We start from the raw sequence: 22,551 nt of genomic DNA, 5'->3' as shown, positions 1-22,551 counted from the left end.
TTGTGTCACAATAGTCCATAGAGGTTTTGGAAAACTTTATTCCTGATAATCTTTTTATCGGCAATGGCGCTGATGTTGAACGGCTGTCTCGAGGATCTCTTTGGTCCGAAAGATGAGTAACCAATCGACTCGACCGATGTAACCGACGATTCTTTTGTCGGGAAATGGCATCTCGTTACAACAACCGTTGACGGTGCAAAGATAACGCGTGGCGCGATCATTGAGATGAATGACGACGGAACCGGCACACATTTACGGAGCGAAGAAAACGGTTCTTTCACATGGAGCACAGAAGACGATGCCCTGACAGTTACGCCCGGTGACGGTGACGTTTTCACAGCGACATACCAATTCGGCAACAATACCGTAACGCTTTCTCACGAAGAGGATGGTAAAGCCATTGTCGAAAAATATGCCAAATACACCGGTGATCGGAACGTCAATTTGGTTGGTAAATGGGTGGGAGTTCGGTCAACGACAAATAACGTCGATCGGGTTCCAGCAATGACTGTAACGATGAATTCAGACGGTGCAGCAACCGCATTTTTCATGGATTCTACCGAAATCAAATCACAGCCGTTTACATGGACGACATCCGGTGATTATTTGCTCAACAGCCTTCTTACCGAAGACTCCGACATGTGGACAGGAATCGAATACGCTCTTTCAGCGCCATTACTGTCGGTTAAAGAGTATTATGAGGAAGGTTACGAATACGTTTCGACTTTCGTCAAGGACATCGGAGCGAAAGATGCAAACTTAACTGGTACCTGGAATCTCACCGGTTTGAACGTCAATGGTATTTCCATTCCATCGCAATTCATTCAGCAGGGTTGGTCGTTTGCATTAGACGCTTCAAGCGGAGCGGGTTCCCTCGTACTCGACACGACGACGGTAGTATATTCGTGGACAACTAATTCTGGTTATTTATTGCTTTATCCGGCGCTAGCATCACAACAAATCGGAATCGGCCAACAGTACACTATTAATGGAAACACCCTTTCATTCTCGATAGTTTTCAACGCCGAAACAGTCGGATACTTATTCGGATCATCCGAATACCTTGCCGCTTATGCGAGATCATCCGAATACGTTGTGGCGATTTTCACGTTCACAAAATAGTAATTGGTAAAAACTGTTTCGGTCGCTCTCCGAAACATCCGACGCGGTAAAATTCTCTGCCCGAAAAGCAGAGAGTTTTACCGCGTTTTAATTGTCTTTGGCGCCCTCGATGATCCAGTCTTCGATGAGTTGAATCTGAGTGACGGTCAGTGGATCAGTACCCAGCGGCATCCGATTGGTGATCTTGCTTTGCTCGTTGTCGGGCTTGGAAACCGCTTCGTACAATAAACTGCCGTCTGCGTTTCCCGGTACGACGATCGGTCCGTGGTTACTTTCACCGCTCATCGTTTTTTCATAAGAAGTCAATTCGAGGTTGCTTTGCCCGGCATTTCCGTGACAACTCAGGCATTTTGTATTGAAAATCGGCTGAATGTCATGTGAATAGCTGGCACGATACTTTGTTGAATCGTCACAAGACGTGATCAGAAATAAACTGGTAACGAGAATTGCTAAACTGGATTTTAGAACATTTTGAGTTTTCATTTTTTACTCCCATCAGGTAATTGTTGAGAAATGCTTAAGGACGAGATCGTTCCCGCGTCTCCCCGGCTGACAAACGCTAAATCAAACCGAAAAGTCCGCCAAATCATTCCGGCGCCAATAGATGAAGCCGCCAGAAAATTCGTGAATGTCTGACGCCCCTGAAGATCGAACCGCCGAGTCGAAGTTCCCCAGCGGAGAAAATATCTGTTACCAAAGACGAACTCACCGCCGATTTTGCCAACGATTTTTTCTTTGTTTGTACGATAAACATCTGCAGAAATGATCATTGGCAGATGGGCAAGTTTTTTGGAAATTCCCAAAGCGAGCGTCGCGGGCGGAGTCTCTTTCTGATCGTTAAAACCGGACAACATCACGCCAAAATGATGGTAACTGGCGCCGATAGAAAGCGTCGATTCGCGATCGTAGTACATGATGCCAAAAGAACCGAGAAGCGCATTTGCCGATAAACTTCCAATGACCGATCGAATGTACGTTGATGAGATGCCAAGACTGAACCGACGCGTCATTTGACATCCGTAAGCAATGGTCAGATCAAAATCGTTAGCCGAAAAATCGCCGGTCTCGTTTCCTTCCCCATCGCGCTCTACAAACGAGCCGTAATTGAGTAAATGGCTCATCAGTGCGATATTTCCACCGAAAGGCGCCGACGTTGTCAGGTATCCGGTCGAATAAGAAATATCGGCGGCGAACGACGTGTAGTTGATCTGCCAGCCGTTAGCAGTCATCGATATTGTCGCCGGATTGGATTGCATTCCTGAACCGTCGTTGTTCAAACTCGATGTCGCCGCGCCCATTCCCCAAGAACGCGAATTGATCGGAAAATTCAAGCCCTGAAACAACGCCTGTGCGAATCCTGCCGAAGCGCCGATCGTCAAAATGAACACAAAAACGCCGGTCTTACATTTTCCCCAAATAAATTTGCTCTTTCTGTTCCTGTTCATCCCATTTTTTAATGGTCGTTTTGTTTCTTTTCCGAATGCTCAGCCATGCCAAAACAACGAGAATCGTCATAACGACCCATAAAATATATTGAATATCCAGCAGAAATACCCACTGATAATTTTTAGATAAATATTCTCTCCAATGAAATTCAAAATCCGCCGGTTCGATATTTGTCGCCAGCGCAAGGGCGGTTTCAAAATCTTTGCCGTGTTTCATTGCGTTAAGAATTTCCTGAAATAATGTCTCGCCATAGACGACTGCGAGATATTCGATCAGTGTACCACTTTCGGAGTAGGCGAGTTCTGCGGTTGATGAACCGAGTCGGAGGAAATCCGACAATTGAGCAAGCGGAATCAACCGTTTTTTCGCCATGGCAAGTGAAACTATGACGCGACTCTGCGAATTAAATTCCTCTGAGAGATAAACCGCGAGTCCTTCCGAAAACCAGACCGGCGTCAAATTCAGTGGAACGGATTGTCCCTGCATCACATGCGTCAGTTCGTGCAGAATCGTCGTCCGGTATTGACGCAGGGTCGTGTGCGCATAGTCCGGCGTTTTCATCACGACGATTCCCGGCGGAAAAATCGTCGCCGCACCAACCCAATCCGGCAGTCGAGATCTGGTATATCGAATGAATTCGGAATCCGAACCAGCCAAAATGAAATGAATTGGTCGGTCTGTTTTACCAAAAGTTTTTTCCATTTTCGGCAGAGCGTTACAGATGGTAATTTCCGTGAACTTTCCCAGTTCGGCATATTTTTCAGATCGGGAAATCTGAATCGAGGTTGCAAGTGTAAAGCGCACCATCAAAGTAACGAGAAAAATGATCGTTGCGACGAGTCGCATCAAAGCAAATTCAGCGGATCTATATCGATGGTGATCCGTGCCCGACGGTTGAGTTCTTCCCATGACGGCGATACGATCAGAGAATGTAACAATCCGCGCAGTTGGATTCCGTTTGGATCGCGTTCTTTTCTGGATTTCAAAATGATCGAATACCGGTAGCGGTTTTTAATCTTTCCAAGCGGCGCGGGCGCGGGGCCAAGTAGTGCAATGTGTTTTTTCTTCTGTTGCAAGAATTCGGCGACGTTGTCGGCTACATCGGAGGCGCGCTGGGAATTGAGATCGGAAATCGACACCAATGCGATCCGACTGAATGGTGGATAGTTCAGTGGATTTCGCTCGTTGAGTTCGTAGTTAGAAAATTTCGAGAGATTTTGCTGAATGGCGCATTGAATCGTAAAATCCTGTGAGTTGAACGTTTGTAAAACGATCTCGCCTTGAATATCGCCGCGTCCGGCGCGCCCCGAAACCTGATACAACAGTTGAAAAACGCGCTCCCGCGCCCGAAAATCCGGCAAATACAGTCCGATGTCTGCGTTCAAAATACCAACCAGAGAAACATTGGGAAAGTCGAGTCCTTTGGCGATCATCTGCGTTCCGACGAGAATTGAGATCTGGTTCTGCTCAAATTGATTCATGACATTTAGTGAAAAACCCTTTTCACGCGCCGTATCGATGTCCAACCGACCAATTGAATATTCGGGAAACGCTTCCGCCAACGCCGCTTCGACTCTTTGCGTACCGTATCCCGGATATAAAAATTTTGTTCCGCCGCACTGCGGACAGGAACTCGGCGGATACTGGGTCAAATTGCAGTAATGGCACTGAATCCGCTTGCTCTTGATGTGATAAGTCATTGAAATGTCGCAATTCCGGCAGACTGGCGACCAGCCACATTGAGCACAAAGTAAAATATTCGAATAGCCGCGCCGATTTTGCATCAGAAGAACCTGTTGGCCGAGTGCGATTTTCTCTTTGATTTTATTGAGCAAAAAATCGGAAATCGGATTATTGTAAACGCCGGTCGTTCGCCATTCTTCTTTCATATCAATGACATGAATGAGAGCGGTCGGCGATTTCGCAAATCGTTTCGGCAGATCGATTTTCTGGAATTTCCCGGTAATCGCATTATACTGGGTTTCGAGGCTGGGCGTTGCCGAACCGAGAACGACGACTGATTTACTTTCAACGCCTCTCAGCATTGCCGCATCTCGAGCGTGATATTTCGGATCCTGACCATTTTGTTTGAATGACGAATCCTGTTCTTCGTCAACGATGATCAACCCAAGATTTTGCAGAGGAAGAAACAGTGCGCTCCGCGCTCCGATGACTACTGGAAAATCGCCCCTCAAAATCGCCTGCCAGACGGAACCGCGTTGCGATTGACCCAATTGACTATGCCAGATCGCTATTTTGTCCTGAAACGCGCCGCGAAACCGGGCGGCAAGATGCGTCGTCAGCGTAATCTCCGGAACCAGAACGATGGCGCTTTTCCCGATAGATAGCGCATACTCGATAAGCCGGATATAGACTTCGGTCTTTCCGCTACCGGTGACGCCTTCGAGTAAAAATGGTGAAAATTTTCCGGCATCGATAGCCGTTTTCATCGTTTGAAAAGCCGATTCCTGTTCTGGCATCAGCGAAATATCTTTTTTCTTCTCTGTAAACTCATTCCAAAGTTGATCGAGTGAAACGTCTGTTTGATGGATGGAAACGATTCCTTTTCCCGCCAGAGCCTGAATGCATGCGGGAGAAAACGATTTCAAATTGTTACCATTTAGTTCGCCGTTCTGTTTCAATAAAGTGTCCAGTAATTCCCATTGGCGCGGCGACTTTTTTTGCATCGCCTCCAATACCTCCAGAGTCGCAGAAAAATCCGGCGCGAGTTGAATGCTCTTTTCAATCAGACCGCGTTGATGGCGTTGGTGGAAAACTGGATATTCGGTAATCAATCCGAGCCGCTTTAGCGATGTGACGCCTTTTCGCAAGATTTCATTGTCAAACGTGCGCTTTAATCCAGAGAGTAAAATCTCGCCTTTTTCCTTAATTTTCCGATAAAGCGCCTCATATTCGGATGGAATTGCTGATTCTACATTCCGGGTGACAACCAGTTTCCGGCTTTTCTGTGTTTGATATTCCGGTGGAATTGCCGCCGAGAGAACCTTCCCGAATGGCGATAGATAATATTCCGATACTTTCTTTAGAAACGAAAAAAGTTCAGGTGGAAAAACTGGATGAAAATCGATAATCTCTAAGATTTCCTTCGTCTCAAAACCTTCAGGTTTCTTTGAAAAAATACGCAAGATGTAGCCAACAGCGGCGGTTTTTTTCAGCGGCGCAACGACGCGTTGTCCCGGGAAAAGTTCGACTGACCATTCCTTTGGAATCCGATAAGAAAAACTCCGCCTCAGAGCAATCGGAAAAGAAACATCGACATATTGGATTTCAGGTTCGGTCATGGGTAAAATCTAAGCAGATATGAACCGAAAAACAGGCACTTTTTATCTTCCGAACCGCAGTAGCAGAGCCGGAGCGAGATTTGGCAATGAAGCAATGATTCCATTGGGAATGTGTGGATTCGGTTGATTGTAAACGATAGGTTTGCCGGTTCGCGTCGTGATTATTCCGCCCGCCCGACGAATCAGATAGTCTCCAGCGCAGACATCCCACTCATTTTTAGGGTTCAAACTGATAAACGCATCGGCGCGCCCGTCGGCGAAAGACGCCAGTTTATATGCAACGCTTCCGCAAACCACCGCATTCTTAAAGTATTTCCGGTACGGATTCCACAATCCATTGCGTTCTTCCGTCCGGCTAACGATCAGTGTTGATTCGGAAAGTAATTTGGCGTGGGAAATTGCGAGCACTCTTCCATTCAGATTGGAAGGCTCGTCTTCATCTGCAGAAAACATTTCGTCGGTCGCAGGATTGAAAAGCACGCCAAGGATCGGATCTCCGTTCTTCACGAGACCGATTGAGACAACAAATTCTGGTCGCCCCGCGATGAATTCTTTCGTACCGTCCAGTGGATCGACGATCCAGACTCTTTCTTTGGAAAGTCGTACCGAAGATTCGGGATCTTTCGTTTCTTCCGATAGCCAACCATCATTCGGAAAACTCCCCAATAATTGCGACTTAAGATATTTGTCGGCTTCGATGTCTGCATTTGTCACCGGATTGTCGGGGCTTTTTTGTCTGACGGAAAAAATTCCACGGAAATATTTCATTAGTATTTGCCCCGCTTCACGTGCGGCTTGTTTGGCAATTTTTAGTTCAGCGCTCATAAGTTTCTATTTTCTTGTTCAGAGTTCAGGGTTTCGTGTTCCGCCTCAATCAACCTATTCAACCCAATCTACCTAATCCTACCCAACCAACCCTTTTCAATCAAATGTCAACCGAATATTTACAATCTCCGGCCGGCTATTTGTCCGAATCGGCGGGCCCCACGTTCCGAAACCGGACGATACGTAAAAATGCGTTTTTTCTATCAACTTGTAGCCACGGCTGATCTCGTAAGTCATACTCGTAATATAGTTGAAAGGCCAGAGTTGCCCGTGATGCGTATGTCCGGAAATTTGTAGATCGACTCCGTTTTCCGCGGCTTCTTCCAGATGAAGCGGCTGGTGATCGAGGAGAATGATCGGCTTGGTCAAATCAATGCCCGTGAGAAGTTCTTTTAGAGGCTTTCGCCTGTTTTCCGGATTGCCGCCGTGTCCGGGGTCTTCTCTACCGACGATGTAGAACGAGTCGCCAATTTTCACGGTTTTATCTTGCAACACGGTGATATGTTGCTCGGTCAGATAAGATAGCGCACGCGTTATTCCACCATAATGTTCGTGGTTGCCCGGAACGGTAAAGAATCCGAATCGCGGGTGAACGTTTTCCAAACCGACACAAATATTTTTGCAAACTGCCGACGCTATGTCTTCGTCGAGAATATCACCGGAAAACAGTACGATGTCAGGATTTAATCTGCGCATGATATCTGTCATCGCACGGACACGCCCGGCTCCTACCAACTTTCCCAAATGCAAATCACTGGCGGCGGCGATGTTCAGCGTTTTGAAACCATCGACCTTTTTGTGAATGCGTAGATCGAGCGTCGTCACTTTAGGAATTCGTGTGTTGATAAAACCGACGAGAACGATCAGGAAAACGATCCCGCAGGATATCAAAAAAGTAGTGAATTTCGCTTTGGTATAATTAGCCGTTATAAACGCTGGATAAAAATGCAGAAAATGATTGGAAAATCGCGCCAAATCCAGCAAAAAGACAATCATCAGAAAATAGATCATCGCGCCCATCCAGAGCGATCCGATCCACGTCAATGTGCTTGTTACTGGAGATTGCCAGGCGCGCTCCAAAAGTCTTGCGGCGATGTATGAAATCGCCAAAAATACAATCACGGCGCTGTAAACGCCGCGGCTGACAGTTCCCTCGGGAATCGCTTGCCAGCCGCGAATACCGATATAATAATTGACGAGACCTAAAATGGTCAGGGCAATAGAAAAGAAGATGAGGTATTGAACTGTTCTCATCCGAATTAAATTACTTTGAAAATGCCGAACGCATTGTATCCCATGCCGGAATCGCCTCCGGTTTCGTCTTCAGGATCGTCTTTAGGTCTTCCGGCAAATATTTCTCTGGAATGATGACAACGAAAACGTACTCATTGAACCATTTGTCATACATTGCCCAGAGTCCGCCACTTCCGGCATCCTTGCCCCAAGAATTTTCGACTAACCATTTGTTTGGTTTACCATTTTGCATATCGGCGCCGATGAACGCCATCGCATGATTCGGCGTGGAAAGGCGATATTGAAACCGCTCTTTTTTGCCGATTTTTAAATTGATATTAAACACCGATTCGTAGTCAAACAGATTCTCCGCCATGATTCCGTGATCTTTGTCCATGTTCCAACTGACGTCCGCCGCAAAATAAACCGGCAGGCTGTCCTGAATCATGGTAAATGCCAAATCTTTCATTCGCTCGACGGGAACGTTTACAAAATCCATATCGGGCTGATCGTACATATTCCGGCAGAAATTGATTGAATAATGTTTATTAATGGGCTTTGCCGGATAATCGCAAAGCGTGAAGTATGATTTCAGATCGACCGCGACTGCTTCCTGATAAAAACTCTGCGGCGTGCAGGTCATTTCGATCAGCTTTTCATTCTTATCTTTCACGCGCCAGACAAATTGCTCCGGCGGATTTCCGAGATGCACAACCAGCAGGCGATAAAACTGATTCAGCGCATCGTTTTTATATCTCCGGAGTTCTTCGATCTTCTTTCCTTGAGCGCTCATTGAACGCAAATCCACTGCCACGCGAACGGCCAAGCGATTGAGAGTTTTGTTAAGATAATCGGTCTTCTCGCTGTTCATCGTTTCGGGCATGATTTCCTTTGGAACCGAACCGTATTTTTCCATCAATGTAGCGTAATAATTCCACCAGCCGCCATCCGGAACGGGATCGGTCAGAAGCGCCTGAACCTCGCGATCGTCAATGTCGCGTTTGGCTGTTTCGATTATCATTTCAAGAAAAGCGTTTGCTTTCTCGAATTTGTCCCAGAACATCAGATAGTTTTCCGAAAACTCAAACTTAGCGAGATTATATTTTTTAATGACTGCGGGGCGCAGAATGTTAAATCCGGCGAACATCCAGCATCTGCCGCTACTTTTCTGATCGGTGATGCCTTCCGTCTTGATTCGCAGGCTGAATGTTTCGTTGTGACCGTTGACGATTTCCCGGTTGAGCGTCATTTGCTTGACGTTCGAATTGGTCACCGCATTTGTCCAGACGCGAACTGACGGGTCGGCGCCGACGCTTTTCTGCACCTGACGGATGAAATCCCACGTCAATTCACCATCCGGTTTTATCCCGGCAAAAATGATTCCGGCGCTCAATACAACTACCGTAAAAATCAATCGTTTTTTCATTTCATTCCTTTCAAAACAATCAGTTAATATTAATTACTGCGCGAACACCCGAATCAGCGCATTCGGCAAACGTTTTGCCCACGCCGATTCGTTGTGTTCGGCTGTTAAATCTTTCACCCAAAAATAATCACGGTCTTGGATATATCCTTTTTCACTCAACGCCGTCAGCATGTCGTCAATTCCCGGCTGAAGGCGCGTTTCCAACCCAACGCCGCCGTTGTCGATATAAATCCGGATCGGTTTCTTCTTGCCGGAATATTTTTGAACGTTTTTCACGTAATCAATTTGGTCGATCTTAAATGCAGGCGACATGCAGATCGCTTGGCTAAACACTTCCGGATGCTCCCAAACCAGCATGAACGAAATGAGTCCGCCCATCGATGAACCGGCGACTGTGGGATGCTCGCGATCCGGCAATGTCCGGTACTTTTTGTCGATCATCGGCTTGACGGTGCGAATGATAAAATCGCTGTACGCCGAGCCTTTCCGCGTCGGTGAGTACTCCGCCGTCCGGTCAGCCGTGTTATAAATTCCGACGAAGATAAACGGCGCGATTTTACCGGAGCGGATCAGACTGTCAGCTATTTCGTCCGCCTGCCAATCGACGCCAAACGAAGATGTGCGCGGATCGATAATATTTTGCCCGTCGTGCATGTAGAGAACGGCATAACGCCGGGTTGAGTCGCTTTCATAATCCGGCGGTAGCCAGACGACGATGTTACGCAGATTGATGCCTTTTCCGGCGACGCTTCGGAAATATTCGACGCGACCGGTAATCTGACCGCTCACCGGACGATCTTTTCCATCCAACCAGTACCGAATCGGATGGACAAGCGTTGTATCCCGACGAACATCAATTAGAAAATTCTGAAATGCGCCGCCGTTTTCATCAGCCGCTTCTTGACCCCAACCGCCTTTCATGAATTTATACTTGACGAATGTTCCAGACGGAAACGTAAACGTTTTGCCAAAACGATGATTGCCGAGCAGCTGAAGACGTACTTTCGCCGGATTCCAGTTACCGAGCAATTTTTGATTGCCGGTGATAAAGACTGACGCGGAACCGCTTAATCCCGACGATTCGACTACAAATGTCACCCGACACGGTTTCGCCGCGAAGCCAACCGATGCCAGCAAAACGACCGATAAAAGTAATCGAAAAACCATCGACAGATTCTAAAACGGCGGGACGAGAAATGCAAGCATTTCCGTTCACTACTCGTAGAACGTGACAATAAAGATCGGTTGAACTTCCTTCTGAAAACTTAATCAATTGGACTCAGCACCACGTTGAACACCGCCATCCACTACGGCGGATTACCAAACAGGCGCGCAATCGGGTGGTTTCTTCCAAAATGCGAGTCGATGATTTCCGCGTCGCCGACTTTGCCCGTGACTTTTCCGTGGGCGTCAATGACGATGTCCAGATGAAGTTTGCGCTGTTCCGTCCAGTTGACGGCGATTTCGCCTTCACCCACCCAGTGACCGATCATTGCATTAGGCGGAGGAGGTGAATTTGTCAACAAACAATAGATAAAGTTAATTGGGGTTATTATGTTTGATTAGGTTGAATTGGATTGTCTGTATTTGTGAGTCGACTTTGGTATGAAAGAATCCTCAAAATATACACTCTTGGTTATATTCTTCCCGCTCCGGCTTCATTGGATAACGGTCGGGAAAGCGGCGGTGCAGACTTTCAGCAAAAAGATAGTCCAGATGGCTGTTGTTTTCGGGCGTGAAGCCGGTCGTTTCCATCCAAACGATTGAACTTTCCATGCAAAAATAGATGAATGGCGGATTCGGGATGCTTATTAGGCTCTGATAGATCGGTCGATACATCGAAACGCGCAACGGGCGGACGTACCGCAGTTTCCCATCGATTCCGCGAATCATATCGCCGTAAGGAAGAGCGGATTTCGGATAGCGCTCTATCATCGCATCTTTCATCGATGGCGGAAATCTTAGCGAGCCGAGACTGATCCATGCGATTCCTGCCGGATCGACAGCATCGTAAATCGCCTCACAGAGCTCCGAATAGAGGCGGTTGCCATCAGGCAAATTGATGATTGGGTCTAAGTGAAATCCAATGAGAAAACCGGCATCCTGCGCGCGCTTTGCCGCCGAAAGCCGTTCGGAGAGATTCGCCGCCGCCGACTCCTCTTTCCGAATAATTTCCTGGGGATTGAGAGACCACGATAGAATGGTTTTCCCGCCATGATTGAGCGGCATAATTGAGTTAATATACGTCGTCTTGGATTTAAGTTCGAATAGGACATTCGGCATATTAGCAAAGAATTTTACGGCGCGTTCGGCGAAATAGCGCGATCCGCTGAGCGCCAAACTATCGCCAAGTTCTCCGGTTCCAATTCGGAACAGGCGCTTTGGGTAGCGTTGAATTTTAGTTGCCGCTTCCGGCAGGATGTCTTCAACGTTCGTGAAGATTAACGTTGCCGGAAAGTTCAAATAGAACCGGAGAATACAGTAGGTACAGTTCAATGGACAGTTCTGCGTCTGATTAATGACGCGATACTGACAGCACAGATAATCCTTCGACGTTCCGGGGCAATCCTTGACGACGTCGCCTTTGGAGCGCGTGAGAAATAGAACCTGTTTGGAGTCCGGCAAATCATTCCGATTGGACAGGTCGTCGCGGTCTTCTAAAATTTCTGGTATAATATTTGGAAAGTCTTTCAGCGTTTGGCGCGTTAACGCGTCATTTTGTGCGGAAGCAGAAACGAATATTTTCCGAATGATACTCAAGATATTTTACAGGTTTTCGAGGAGTTCGTTCAGATTGCGGCGGTTGTCGTCGTTGAAGAATTGCTCCAACGTGTTGATGTCTTGGGGCGAGGCGAGAATCGCATCAAGCGTCAGTTCCTTTTTCTCGAATGTGGGATCATAGGAAATGTGGACGTTCGGTGGCACATTGATTTTTTGCCAGAACGCTTCGGCTCGGCTTGCGTGTGATGACAGCAACGGAAACCGCATTCGTGTGATATCTTGCCGAAGGCTGGCAATCTTGTCTGACTCCGTCAGATCGGGATTTTCGAGAACTGTCTTCCATCCGATCTTCGTGAGGATTTGGGGAGTATCCATTTCTTCACGAATCGCAGTTTCGCGGATGTTCCGAACGATTTCCTCCAAAATGCTGAGCGTCGGCCGGGTTTTGTCGAGCAACAAAACTAGTTCGGCTTGAAATTCTCGATCCAGCGTTGACAGCGCAAACCATGTCTTTTGTGGCGCGTTTTTCCCAATGAGCCATTCTGCGATGTTTGGGTCGAGGTTTAGGCAATTTAGGTAAGCGTCGATCAGTTTAATATTCGGCGACAAGCCGATTTCCGGAAAAAGCGTCTTGGCAATCGTTTCTCTCGCAGTTTTTTGGGCAATTAAAACACGAACAATTCCGGCGACTTCGGTTGGAATCAGGGGACGGAAAAGCCGTACGTAATTGGCGGAAATGCGGAGCTCGTTGATTACCATTTCGTTTTCTAGAAGAATGAAAGCCGGAACGGATTCGTCCGATTTGCGGGATTCGAGCCACTCTCTTCCGATGATGATCCGGTAACCGGATGGTGAAATTTGAACGAGCGCAGGCAATTGAAGGGAATCTGGTTTGTTTGAAATCTGTGCGTTCGCTCTTATCGGATAGAATAGATCAAACATCCGGTCGGAAAAGTCGATTCTGTCGATTTTAAGATTGCTGATCGGCAATGAAATCATGTAGAATTTTCTCGTATTTGAGGAGTTTGTTGCTGTAAATGTTTTGTGATTCGGTGCGTTTTTCGCGTCCCTTAGCAAGCACGGTAAGTTTTCTGACAATTTCATGTAAGACGAGCCATTTTTGTTCCACCGTCAGTTCTACCAATAGAATTTTCTCCAGAGCGCGGACGCGATACCTATCCATTCCCCAGTACTTGCGGGACAACTGATCCGCGTGTCCACCGGTTTTGACGATCAGTTTTTCCGAAATTAAGCCGATGGGATATTTCAGGGAAATTCTCAGCCACAGATCGTAATCTTCGCAGACTGGAAAACTCTCGTCGAAGACGCCAACATCGTTGAAGACTTTCTGGTGAACCATCACGGCGGACGGACTGACGATACAGAGCGGTAAGCACTGTTTGAAAATCCAGCCACCGTGTTTCTGATGCTTTTTCATGGGATTGACAAAGATGCCGTTTCGGATCCATTTCTCATCGGTTTGGACGATCATCATGCCGGGGTTTTTTGCGGTGTAAGCCATCTGCATTTCCAGCTTTTCCGGCAACCAGTAATCGTCTGAATCTAAAAAGCAGACCCACGTGCCGATAGATTTTTCCAGTCCAAGATTTCGCGCCGCAGAAACGCCTGCATGAAATTTAGAAAAGTATCGGATTTTGTCGGCGTGTTTGGAGATAACGGCATTGGTGTTGTCCGTTGAGCCGTCGTCGATGACGATGATTTCGAAATTCTCGTATGTCTGCGAGAAAACCGACATTAGCGCGCGCTCGAGAACTTCTGCCCGGTTGTAAGTCGGGATGATAATAGATACTTTACCCGGATCGTCCATAGATCGACTCCGTTTGTTTTAAAATGTGCCGAATCAAACGCATGGTTTCGACCGATAAAACGGCGAGATTTTTATTTAGTTCGCGGAAAAACGTCCAAATCGCCGTGGAATCTGCCTGATCGGAAATGATCTTTAACGATATAAACGGAATATCAGCGCGACGACAAGATTCTAAGAGTGCGAAGGCTTCCATATCAACGGCAAGAGCGCCGGATGCGGAAACCACTGAAGATTTTTGTTCGGTGGAAACGATCGGCTTTTCCGATGAGAACAAGCCGCCGCGAATCCATGTTTCCGGCAATCCATCTGACACTCGGTTTGAAGTGTTTATCGGGTTGACCGATTTAATCGCCCCATTCTGGAAAGCATGAAAAGAGGTTGGGAAGAAAACATCGCCAACGTTTAGTTGAGGTGATAGCGAACCGGCAAGTCCGAAGTTGATCGCGAGATCGTATCTGACCGAGATGCTGAGATTGTTCGTCATTACCATAGCGGAGTTACGAAGCCCGATGCCGACCGAAAGAAAGTAGAATTCGATGCCGTTGGTTTGTGGGAAAGAAGCCCGAATCGCCTTTTTGACAGGATGAAGTTCTTTTCGCGTGGCGGAAACTAATAAAATTTTCACGTATGCAATTTTAAGATATTCGTTTATACGACTGGTAAAAATTTACGCAATTTTTTAGAGAAATCGTGAAAATAAATGCACTCCTGTGAGATATCTTACCCGCCTGACGAATTGTAATATTAATAAATCGGAATCTGTTGGAAAACGACGCAAGCCATGTCGACTCGCGAGAGAAATTATTCGGCGCGTTCCTGAGGTTTGACAGGTTTTGTACGGTTGATTACTTCTTTCCAGACCTCTTTGGGAATGACCTGATAATATCCGCAGAAATTGCAGATTTTGTAATAGGTCTTGATTCCAAAATAGGAGCTCCGGCGATACACGATGTCGTTTTGGCACTTTGCGCATTTTTCGTTAATCTTGCTGTCGAAGGGCAACGGTGTCGGTTTCTTCCCTATTGAGTTAAAATTTTCGTCCATTCTGGTACGCTCCATTGCGGTTTCTCAATTTTTGGGTTTGTTAATAGTTACTGTCAACTTTTGACAACATCTACCTTGCTTCTAATACAAAGTTCTCACATATCCGATTAATTGTCAAGAAAATATTTTCAAGTAGCTTGTCCAGAGCGCAAGCGTTCAATTAATCGGTCTTTTTCCGATAAAGCGCGTTCGTATTTTTTCGCCACGATCGCCGGCGATCGGCTGATGTTTTTGCGGCATCGGTCTTCAATTTAGCGGGAGATTGATAGACGGCTTCCGGCGTTTTCAGATGAACTGGATGAATTGAATGCAACCTGTTTGCAAAATGAGATATGAATCTTTAAATTTACCCGCTTTTTTGCCACCCTAGCTCAGATGGTAGAGCAGTCGATTCGTAATCGACAGGTCGGCGGTTCGATCCCGCCGGGTGGCTCGAACAATTTCCCGACGACAAAACGCTCCGATTCTTTGCAATGGTAAAGAAATACAACGTGCTAAATTTAATCAATTTTTGTCTTATTTTAACATCGGAAACCGGATACCCATTGGATACGGATTTGAGATTATCGGCTGGTGATGAGCAATTCGTTTTCGTCAGGTTGATACGCTCCCTGTTTCACTTCCCGATAATTGCCGTGCCGCAGAGATCGGGTATCGGAACGAAAGCGAGTTGAAATGCGGCGCAAAACTTCCGCACCGCTTCACCGGCGCCTTTGTAAGAATCGTTGGCATAATCGTGGACGAAAATGTAGCCGCCTTTGCAAAGACGCGGGTAGAACCATGTGAGTCCATTGTAAATCGGTTCGAAGAGATCGGCGTCGATACTGACAAACACGAACCGCTCATCCAAGTTTGTTGCAGTATTAGGGAAGAATCCTTTGCGAATGATGCACATCTCCGGATGCGGCATCTTTTTCAGGACAAATTCGACGGAAGTGTTAGAAAAATCCTGTGAAGCGGATGAATAATTGTTCGTGCGGTCTATGTGGACGTTTTTCTCGTCGAATCCTTCAAAGGTATCGAATAGATAGAACAATCGGTCGGGAAACGCCTCGTTAATCATTTTAGCGAAATCGCCACGGTAAACGCCAAGTTCAGCAACAGCTCCATTGGATGGAATTTTAACGCGTATCTCGGACGCAATTAGATCGAGCGTTGCAAGGCGGATATAATCCATTTCTTCGCAGACATCAATGCATCGACTGCCTTTCCAATAGGCTAAGGAAGGTGAAATCGGCAGATGGAATTTGACTAACAGCCGTTGAATGGGTTTAAAGAGCAATTTAACGAGATGAGAAGTCACACTTTCTTTCTGATGAATCGTGATGTTTTCGTATCATTTTTCTAAAACCTTCGGGAAAGGGAAAAGATAGATGGGTTGTCGATGTCTTTAGAATAGAAAAGCAAAGCATAGTCAAGTTCAAAGCGTTTTGCCTGAATGCTGAAGCCAACCGATTTCCGGTTAAGCGAGCCGATCTGTTGATAACCGGCATGAAGCGACAGGAGGTTTTTAATGCAGATTTCTGTTCCGACGCGTGCGCCTGATTCCTTCGTGTCCAGATTCGTTTCCAAACTTAACCCGACCGAAACACGGAATGGATCTTCGATGAAAATGTCTGGGCGAACAATGCCGATTTTTAAAAGGCGCGGTAGAGTTGTCGATTCATTATCGAGTTTGTTCATTTTGCCAAGGTTTTGGATCAGAATTGATACGTCAAGTGAACTGGGAGCGAGCCATCTGCCGCTGAAGTCGAAGGCATATCCATGACCGGTTTCTGTGTAAAGATTTTCGTAGAGATATTTGACGGATGCGCCGATGGTTAGCCGTTTTCGGATTTGCTGAGAATAACCGGCGCCGACAGTCAAATACTGTGCTTCGATCTCGTTCAACGGGTCTTCGGTTGGCGTTTCGCGAATCTGAATGCCCGGAATTCGGACAAAATTGAAGCCCGCGGCGAAGGTTCTCTGTCGAACCGGAATCGAAAAAGCGAATGCATCCGATGAGATATCGCTGAACCAAAAACCGTGAGATAGGCAAATCTTCGGGCTGAGATTTTGGATGCCGGCGGGATTTTCAAAAATGGCAATCGGCGATCCGCTCATTTGCGTAAAAACGCCCATCCCGGCGGCAGACTGCGCGGAAATAGGCATCTTGATAAAAGCCAAGTCGGTCTCGCCCGATGATTTTATGGGAAAGCCGAGGAGAGTCATCAATACCGCCGAGAGAAGTATTATAAAGAGATTGTGTGATTTCATATTGATATCCATCAGAATTTAAATTCCCACGAAAAAACGTGTGTTGCGCCTTCGCCAACCATGCCGAGCGCAACGGCGTAATCCATCTTCGTGTCAAGATTGGCGATGAATCCGTAGGCAAAGCCCAACCCAAAGCAAGGGGTCAAATCGTTCATTCCCATTCGTAGATAGAAGAGTTTTTGAAAATTGTATTCGCCGCCGAAATGGGTTTGTATTTCGCCCTTATCAGAATATTCCAGATCCCCGATGACGAGATAATCGCTACCCTGCTGGATAGCGAAACCAAGTTTGACGATTTGCGGGAAAGTCTCGGTATAATTTCCACCTTCTTCGTCGAAGATCCGCTGGGTATTCCACGTGTAACTCGCACCGATGTCTTTGAATTCAAGTCCGAAAGTAACATACTTGGTTGGCTTGTAGAGAAGGCCGAGGTCGAAACCGAGTCCGGTGGCGGTAATATCGCACAGCGTGTTTTTCAGGATTTTGAAGTTGATTCCAGCCGAAAATTTTGGGTGAAATGTATTCGCGAAGGAAAGGATGATGGCGTCTTCGCCGGTTTCATATATCTCGTCAGGATTTCCAAGAAAATCGCGACCCTGAATGTCGGTTACCCCGCCGTGCATCCACGAAATAGCAACGCCTGCAGTCGGTTTAAGCGGAATTGCGAGTCCGACGTAATGCAATTGTCTGTCCATCGATAGGAAATAGTAAGTCATCGATAAGTGTCTTTTGTCAAGATATGGAATGCCCGCGGGATTGTAGTATGCGGAAAAACCGTTTGCGGAAAGCGCGACGCCGCTGTTTCCCATGGCAATCGCCTGCGCACCGAGTCCCATTCTGAGATAGGAACCGGCGAGTCCGGCATTCGTTTCGGCAAAAAGTGTTGCGGAAAGCATTAGTATCGGTAGTAGGATGGAGATTTTTTTCATGAGTTCTACTTTACGACAATCAGTTTTGTCCAGTAAGATTGTTCCTTGCCCTGCGACTCCTGTGTCAATTTGCAGAAGTAAGTTCCATTAGCGACTTGCGTGCCGTCTGAGTTTCTGCCGTTCCACGGTTCGGTATATTCTCCAGCCGCTGTTATCGACTGTTTTTCGCTTTTGTAAACTGCGCGCATCGCGAAGTCGTAAATTTCCAAGCGAACCTGCGCCGCGCCATCGACGTGATATTTGATCCGAACGTGTCCGTCGCCGTTCAGAATGTTGTGATGCGTCGGCGAAAATGGATTCGGGAACGCATAGACTTGAGGTTCGTTTTTCAAGTTAGTTGAAGCTGACTGACGATAAATCGACCAATGAATTCCGTCGTCGCGGGTTTTTGCGATGCCGTCTGCGGTTCCGATCCAGAGATAACCGGGAAATTCGCGTCGATCGACAAGCGCGGTATAAACATCGTGAGAATAGAGCGTTTCGCGCCGAATGATGTCTTGCGCCGGATCGTAAAGCGCCCAATTTTCGCCGTCGATGGATTTAAATAGACCGCTTCCTGTGCAAACATAGACGATCGAGTCGTCGAAAGCAAAGTTGTATCCGCGCTCGCCGGAAAGCGTCGTGCTCCACGTCAGACCGCCGTCGGATGATTTGCTGATCGCCTGATATTCGCCTGAACTTTCTGCGGTTAATGTTACCGCCCAAAGCGTCTCTTTCCCATTCCAGACCTGACGCGCCATAGCGATGACAAAATTGCCGGAGATCGCCGAATTCTGTGCGTTGTATTTACGCCAGCGAATACAGGAATCGGACTCAGCTATTCCCAAGTTGATCCCGTTCGCCGTACCGACCCAAATTGTGTCGCCATAAGCAAGAACGCTGAATCCTTTGTGATTGTGATTTCCTTTGGGTGGATCGTTTGGATTGATCTGAAAAGTGATTTCCTCGCCGCATTCAAGAACGTCGTCATCATCCGAAGGAAGAGGAATGCGTTGCCATGATGTGCCAAAATCGGAACTACGGCGAATTCCACCCGCCCAGCTGGCGATGTAAACGTATTTTGGCGTGAGTGAAATGTCCCACGTCGTATTGCTGATCGTCGTGACGACCGGTAAAAAATTAACGCTGTAGCCATCCCATCTTTCATAAGATGCTGATGCTGAATCAATGGGTTGTTTAACGTGTATCCAGTTCCGTCCAAAGTCTTTAGAAAAGGCGAGTCCGGCGCCAGTCTGATAGGAACCAACTTCAGTGGTAGAATCGAATATGCCAGCGATCCAAATAACGGAATCCAGTGTGGCAATCGACGAAATCCCGCCTTTGGGGATACTGTCCGGAATCGGATAATAACTGACGAAAGATTGCCCGAAATCGTTCGATTGACTCAGGCCGCCACCTGTTGCAAACCACAGAATTGAGTCGCCTTGTGATTCAATTTGCGTGACGGCGTTTCCCGCCAATCCGGAATAAGTGCGATTGTCGGAGGTCAGTAAAGGTTTTGAAAGCCGGAAAGCCTGAGAATTTAGCGCGGAGGCAACGAGTAAAAGGCAAAGTGTCGGGTACGCGAATTTTTTCATTATTGGATCGTGAATGAGTTATCGCTGATGTCGTATCGGCTGGATTTGGACGTGTCGTAAGCCTTGATCCGGCAGTCTGACGATTGAAGACCGGAAGGGATTTTCCATTTATAAATTCCGGTCGTTGCCGTGACGACGGCGATGTTGGTGAATGTCGGATCGGACGCGCTGGCGTTGAGCGTATAAGCGAGTTGCAAGGATGAAATGTAGGCGCTTTCCCAGAGGATTGTCAGCGTGTCGCCGATGGAAATATTTTCCTGAAGATTCGGAAAATTGATCGTGACGCCGGGATTCGTGATGCTGGCTTTTAGCGTATCGCTCAGCGCGCCTTTGGCATCTTTTGCGAAAAAATAAAACGTAAAGAGTCCTTGATATTTGCTTTGGGCGCTGGAAGGTTGAAAAACCGTATAGATACCGTCATCGGCGTGATCGTCGCCCCAAAGCCCGTCGTCACGCAGTGTCCAAGTCCAATCTTCGGAATATTCTCCGTTAGGACGCCGAATTCCGTATGAAACAGAGATGATGTCGTCTGGTCCTTGTGGATCGGTCGCTCGGATTCGGAATTTTAGCGTGTCACCTTTTTCAAAATTGGTTGGCGCGGATAGCATGAAGATTGACGGCGCTGTATTTTGTTCGACTTTCGTTTTTTGGGAAACCGTCTCGCTTTCGTTGCCGTCCGTATCGTAGGCGATGACATCGACCTTGTAATAGCCATTCCGATTGCCGAATATAGCGGAATCGACGAGAAATGAAAAAAGACCGTCCCGGCAGATAATGTCTTCCGGCGGACCGTCGTCCGATAGACACCCGGTCAAAATCGGCGTGCCGGTTTGCGATGCTTCACTTGCTAATCGTGAAAGCGTAAAAGATACCGAATCGATATCGTCGATTCCCTGCGGATCGTAAATATCGGCGGCGATGAAAATGGATTTGTTCAGTTGTGAATAATGAACCGTGAGACTGTCGATGACGGGATCGGCGGACGCGGGTGTTTCCGTCGTTGGCTTAAAGCACGACGCCAGCCCGAAAGCAAGAACGACAAGACTAATAAACCGGTACGACTTCACTTATTTCACCACGATTGCTATCCATTCATTTTGGGTCATCGTCTCGACGATTTCCCGACCGTAATTTAGCACAGCGTCGGCAAATATCTCATATTCATCTGTCAGAATTCCTGCAAAGATGATCAGTGCGGGAGAATGATTCTCGGTCGCTGATTGCAGAAGGCGCAAATTCGGCTTCCTCTCGATATTGCTCAGGATCAGATCATAATCGTACGATTTTAGTGCGGTGGCTTCTCCGATATGAAACGAGAAATGTTCGGAAATTTTATTCAAAACCATTTGTTCGCGGAAATTTTCTTCGACATTTGGATCGATGTCCCAGCAATCGACGGATTTGGCGCCGACTTTTAAGGCGGCGATCGACAGAATTCCATTGCCGCAACCGGCGTCAAGAACGGACATCCCGGGGCGGAGATATTTTTTCAGGAATAGAAGCGTTAATTGTGTCGTTTCATGTGTGCCGGTTCCGAATGCCATGCCGGGCTTAATGGCGATTTCTAGTTCGGCGTCCGAATTTGGCGCCTCCCAATAAGGACGAATGCTAATGCCGTTTTCCAGATCGACCCGGTGATAATATTTCTGCCAATTCAGCCTCCAGTTTTCATCCGCGATGTCATTTTCGGACAGGATTGCGCCGGAGAGATGAAGTTTTTCGGTGAACGGCTCAAACGATTCAAAGAGTCGCTCGCGTTCTTCGATAGGAAAAATGGCTTCGATCCGATCGTCGAATTCCAATGTGGCGACGCGATCGTTCGCTTCCAGAAGAGACAATAAGAGTTCTTCGTTGCAGACATCTCGGTCGAAAATGATCTTTTTCCAAGTTCTTTTTGCCGGAATGTTTTTTACGTTGGGTTTATTTTTCATTTTTTTCGTAAATGTAGTCGTAAAGCACCTGACCGACTACTTGAAGACTCTTCGGACTGCATTTGTCCGGTGTGTCGTGCGTAGTGTGCCAGTAATTGGTCGATCTGTTCGGATATTCAAAGTCGATCAAATCCACCGATGGAATACCGGCGTGTTGGATTAGCATGATATGGTCGTCGAAAATCTCGTCGCCCAAACGTTGCTCGAATTGATTGAATCCGCGGGCGCGGGCGATGTCTCCGAGTTTTTTGATGAGTTTCGGATGACTGCGATAAGAATTACGCTCGACGGGAATCGATAGGTCGGCGTCGCCAATCATATCGATGACGATCGCTTCAGTTGGCTTAGGAATCGGTAGATTTTTTGCGAAATATTCAGAACCGAGACAGTAATAATCGAGTGCTCCGGGAAATCCGTAATCTTCTCCATCGAAGAAAACCAAATAAATAGCTCGTGGCGGCGGGTTTTGTTTGAGAAGTTCAGCCAGATGTATTAAAACAGCCACGCCGCTGGCGCCGTCGTTTGCGCCCAAAATCGGTAAATTGCGGTTTAAGGGGTTAGGATCGTGTTCTGCGCGCGGTCGAGTGTCCCAGTGCGCGCCAATGAGGAGCGGATTTCCTTTTTGGGTCGAAAATCCTGCAATGATATTGGTGAGTTTTAAGGTGATTTTTTCAGAATCGATGTAAGATTCGAACTGTTGAGACACAACTGTATCAGCGAGCGGCGAGACGGTTTTTGTGATGAATTCTTTTGCGGCGCTGTGTCCAGCCGAACCAGGGTTCCGCACGCCCAGATCGCATTGTTGTTGAAGATAGCGATATGCTTTTTCTCCATCGAAGTTGAATGAATGGGTCGAACAATTGGCGAGCAAAAGCAGGCTGGTAAAAAATATGGGATAAAACTTTTTCATG

General features: G+C 47.1%; 23 protein-coding genes and 1 tRNA gene. 2 read left to right on the top strand and 22 right to left on the bottom strand.

From position 1 onward, the window contains the following. Positions 1-54: 54 nt before the first annotated feature. Complete coding sequence (locus COT43_02470; protein ID PIS30133.1) at positions 55-252, bottom strand: hypothetical protein; 198 nt, start codon at positions 250-252, stop codon at positions 55-57. Between COT43_02470 and COT43_02465 the strand changes: the two genes are divergently transcribed. Continuing rightward, on the top strand, positions 226-1,122 hold the full coding sequence (locus COT43_02465) for a hypothetical protein (protein PIS30132.1): 897 nt from the start codon (positions 226-228) through the stop codon (positions 1,120-1,122). The genes COT43_02470 and COT43_02465 overlap by 27 nt on opposite strands. Before the next feature lie 87 nt (positions 1,123-1,209). Here COT43_02465 and COT43_02460 read toward each other — a convergent pair whose 3' ends face one another. From COT43_02460 to COT43_02395, 14 genes are all read right to left on the bottom strand, one after another. Then, positions 1,210-1,605, bottom strand: a complete 396-nt coding sequence (locus COT43_02460; protein PIS30131.1) for a hypothetical protein — start codon at positions 1,603-1,605, stop codon at positions 1,210-1,212. Then, positions 1,602-2,567 carry a hypothetical protein gene (locus COT43_02455; GenBank protein ID PIS30130.1) on the bottom strand — a complete coding sequence of 322 codons (966 nt, stop codon included), beginning with the start codon at positions 2,565-2,567 and terminating at the stop codon, positions 1,602-1,604. The genes COT43_02460 and COT43_02455 overlap by 4 nt, the downstream gene beginning before the upstream one ends. Beyond that, positions 2,524-3,477: a hypothetical protein gene (locus COT43_02450; GenBank protein ID PIS30129.1), complete on the bottom strand. Its 954-nt coding sequence runs from the start codon at positions 3,475-3,477 to the stop codon at positions 2,524-2,526. Before COT43_02450 ends, COT43_02455 begins: the two co-directional genes overlap by 44 nt. After that, on the bottom strand, positions 3,414-5,870 hold the full coding sequence (gene priA / locus COT43_02445; protein ID PIS30128.1) for a primosomal protein N': 2,457 nt from the start codon (positions 5,868-5,870) through the stop codon (positions 3,414-3,416). Before priA ends, COT43_02450 begins: the two co-directional genes overlap by 64 nt. Before the next feature lie 42 nt (positions 5,871-5,912). Beyond that, positions 5,913-6,695 (bottom strand): 3'(2'),5'-bisphosphate nucleotidase CysQ, encoded by a 783-nt coding sequence (locus tag COT43_02440; protein ID PIS30127.1) that lies wholly within the window; start codon positions 6,693-6,695, stop codon positions 5,913-5,915. A 96-nt stretch (positions 6,696-6,791) separates the two neighbouring features. After that, positions 6,792-7,949, bottom strand: a complete 1,158-nt coding sequence (locus COT43_02435) for a metallophosphoesterase (GenBank protein ID PIS30126.1) — start codon at positions 7,947-7,949, stop codon at positions 6,792-6,794. 10 nt (positions 7,950-7,959) lie between these two features. Beyond that, complete coding sequence (locus tag COT43_02430) at positions 7,960-9,354, bottom strand: biotin transporter BioY (protein ID PIS30125.1); 1,395 nt, start codon at positions 9,352-9,354, stop codon at positions 7,960-7,962. Positions 9,355-9,387: 33 nt separating this feature from the next. Further along, entirely contained in the window at positions 9,388-10,521 is a 1,134-nt protein-coding gene (locus tag COT43_02425) for a histidine kinase (protein ID PIS30124.1), read from the bottom strand. Positions 10,522-10,661: 140 nt separating this feature from the next. After that, positions 10,662-10,847: a hypothetical protein gene (locus COT43_02420; GenBank protein PIS30123.1), complete on the bottom strand. Its 186-nt coding sequence runs from the start codon at positions 10,845-10,847 to the stop codon at positions 10,662-10,664. Positions 10,848-10,971: 124 nt separating this feature from the next. After that, positions 10,972-12,114: a DNA photolyase gene (locus COT43_02415; protein PIS30122.1), complete on the bottom strand. Its 1,143-nt coding sequence runs from the start codon at positions 12,112-12,114 to the stop codon at positions 10,972-10,974. Positions 12,115-12,120: 6 nt separating this feature from the next. Beyond that, positions 12,121-13,074 (bottom strand): hypothetical protein, encoded by a 954-nt coding sequence (locus tag COT43_02410; protein PIS30121.1) that lies wholly within the window; start codon positions 13,072-13,074, stop codon positions 12,121-12,123. After that, on the bottom strand, positions 13,046-13,903 hold the full coding sequence (locus tag COT43_02405; protein ID PIS30120.1) for a glycosyl transferase: 858 nt from the start codon (positions 13,901-13,903) through the stop codon (positions 13,046-13,048). The genes COT43_02410 and COT43_02405 overlap by 29 nt, the downstream gene beginning before the upstream one ends. Next, positions 13,887-14,570 carry a hypothetical protein gene (locus tag COT43_02400; GenBank protein PIS30119.1) on the bottom strand — a complete coding sequence of 228 codons (684 nt, stop codon included), beginning with the start codon at positions 14,568-14,570 and terminating at the stop codon, positions 13,887-13,889. The genes COT43_02405 and COT43_02400 overlap by 17 nt, the downstream gene beginning before the upstream one ends. 134 nt (positions 14,571-14,704) lie before the next feature. Beyond that, on the bottom strand, positions 14,705-14,947 hold the full coding sequence (locus COT43_02395) for a hypothetical protein (protein PIS30118.1): 243 nt from the start codon (positions 14,945-14,947) through the stop codon (positions 14,705-14,707). Positions 14,948-15,307: 360 nt separating this feature from the next. Between COT43_02395 and COT43_02390 the strand changes: the two genes are divergently transcribed. After that, a tRNA-Thr gene (locus COT43_02390) sits at positions 15,308-15,383 on the top strand. 180 nt (positions 15,384-15,563) lie between these two features. Here COT43_02390 and COT43_02385 read toward each other — a convergent pair. From COT43_02385 to COT43_02355, 7 genes are read right to left on the bottom strand one after another with little or no spacing between them, the layout of a single operon-like run. Then, entirely contained in the window at positions 15,564-16,250 is a 687-nt protein-coding gene (locus COT43_02385) for a methyltransferase (protein PIS30117.1), read from the bottom strand. Between the two features lie 41 nt (positions 16,251-16,291). Further along, positions 16,292-17,215, bottom strand: a complete 924-nt coding sequence (locus COT43_02380; protein PIS30116.1) for a hypothetical protein — start codon at positions 17,213-17,215, stop codon at positions 16,292-16,294. Then, entirely contained in the window at positions 17,215-18,099 is an 885-nt protein-coding gene (locus tag COT43_02375) for a hypothetical protein (protein PIS30115.1), read from the bottom strand. Before COT43_02375 ends, COT43_02380 begins: the two co-directional genes overlap by 1 nt. 38 nt (positions 18,100-18,137) lie before the next feature. Continuing rightward, entirely contained in the window at positions 18,138-19,709 is a 1,572-nt protein-coding gene (locus COT43_02370; GenBank protein ID PIS30114.1) for a hypothetical protein, read from the bottom strand. Further along, positions 19,709-20,776: a hypothetical protein gene (locus tag COT43_02365; GenBank protein PIS30113.1), complete on the bottom strand. Its 1,068-nt coding sequence runs from the start codon at positions 20,774-20,776 to the stop codon at positions 19,709-19,711. The genes COT43_02370 and COT43_02365 overlap by 1 nt, the downstream gene beginning before the upstream one ends. Beyond that, on the bottom strand, positions 20,777-21,640 hold the full coding sequence (locus COT43_02360) for a hypothetical protein (protein PIS30112.1): 864 nt from the start codon (positions 21,638-21,640) through the stop codon (positions 20,777-20,779). It abuts the gene before it with no gap. Next, entirely contained in the window at positions 21,630-22,550 is a 921-nt protein-coding gene (locus COT43_02355) for a glutamine cyclotransferase (GenBank protein PIS30111.1), read from the bottom strand. The genes COT43_02360 and COT43_02355 overlap by 11 nt, the downstream gene beginning before the upstream one ends. Position 22,551 lies beyond the last annotated feature (1 nt).

Source organism: Candidatus Marinimicrobia bacterium CG08_land_8_20_14_0_20_45_22 (genome assembly GCA_002774355.1).
Classification (GTDB): domain Bacteria; phylum Fidelibacterota; class UBA2242; order UBA2242; family UBA2242; genus 0-14-0-20-45-22.
Note: the sequence above shows the minus strand (reverse complement) of the source record. Positions and strands in the feature narration are given on the sequence as shown.

What these genes read in the sequence shown, in the direction of transcription:
- COT43_02370 (PIS30114.1), bottom strand. Translation starts at nt 19,709, where the DNA reads ATGAAAAAATTCGCGTACCCGACACTTTGCCTTTTACTCGTTGCCTCC.
- COT43_02355 (PIS30111.1), bottom strand. Translation starts at nt 22,550, where the DNA reads ATGAAAAAGTTTTATCCCATATTTTTTACCAGCCTGCTTTTGCTCGCC.
- COT43_02410 (PIS30121.1), bottom strand. Translation starts at nt 13,074, where the DNA reads ATGATTTCATTGCCGATCAGCAATCTTAAAATCGACAGAATCGACTTT.
- COT43_02360 (PIS30112.1), bottom strand. Translation starts at nt 21,640, where the DNA reads ATGAAAAATAAACCCAACGTAAAAAACATTCCGGCAAAAAGAACTTGG.
- COT43_02450 (PIS30129.1), bottom strand. Translation starts at nt 3,477, where the DNA reads ATGGGAAGAACTCAACCGTCGGGCACGGATCACCATCGATATAGATCC.
- COT43_02470 (PIS30133.1), bottom strand. Translation starts at nt 252, where the DNA reads ATGTGTGCCGGTTCCGTCGTCATTCATCTCAATGATCGCGCCACGCGT.
- COT43_02440 (PIS30127.1), bottom strand. Translation starts at nt 6,695, where the DNA reads ATGAGCGCTGAACTAAAAATTGCCAAACAAGCCGCACGTGAAGCGGGG.
- COT43_02460 (PIS30131.1), bottom strand. Translation starts at nt 1,605, where the DNA reads ATGAAAACTCAAAATGTTCTAAAATCCAGTTTAGCAATTCTCGTTACC.
- COT43_02405 (PIS30120.1), bottom strand. Translation starts at nt 13,903, where the DNA reads ATGGACGATCCGGGTAAAGTATCTATTATCATCCCGACTTACAACCGG.
- COT43_02430 (PIS30125.1), bottom strand. Translation starts at nt 9,354, where the DNA reads ATGAAAAAACGATTGATTTTTACGGTAGTTGTATTGAGCGCCGGAATC.
- COT43_02435 (PIS30126.1), bottom strand. Translation starts at nt 7,949, where the DNA reads ATGAGAACAGTTCAATACCTCATCTTCTTTTCTATTGCCCTGACCATT.
- COT43_02425 (PIS30124.1), bottom strand. Translation starts at nt 10,521, where the DNA reads ATGGTTTTTCGATTACTTTTATCGGTCGTTTTGCTGGCATCGGTTGGC.
- COT43_02465 (PIS30132.1), top strand. Translation starts at nt 226, where the DNA reads ATGAATGACGACGGAACCGGCACACATTTACGGAGCGAAGAAAACGGT.
- COT43_02420 (PIS30123.1), bottom strand. Translation starts at nt 10,847, where the DNA reads ATGATCGGTCACTGGGTGGGTGAAGGCGAAATCGCCGTCAACTGGACG.
- COT43_02395 (PIS30118.1), bottom strand. Translation starts at nt 14,947, where the DNA reads ATGGACGAAAATTTTAACTCAATAGGGAAGAAACCGACACCGTTGCCC.
- COT43_02380 (PIS30116.1), bottom strand. Translation starts at nt 17,215, where the DNA reads ATGGATATCAATATGAAATCACACAATCTCTTTATAATACTTCTCTCG.
- priA (PIS30128.1), bottom strand. Translation starts at nt 5,870, where the DNA reads ATGACCGAACCTGAAATCCAATATGTCGATGTTTCTTTTCCGATTGCT.
- COT43_02375 (PIS30115.1), bottom strand. Translation starts at nt 18,099, where the DNA reads ATGCTTTCCGCAACACTTTTTGCCGAAACGAATGCCGGACTCGCCGGT.
- COT43_02455 (PIS30130.1), bottom strand. Translation starts at nt 2,567, where the DNA reads ATGAACAGGAACAGAAAGAGCAAATTTATTTGGGGAAAATGTAAGACC.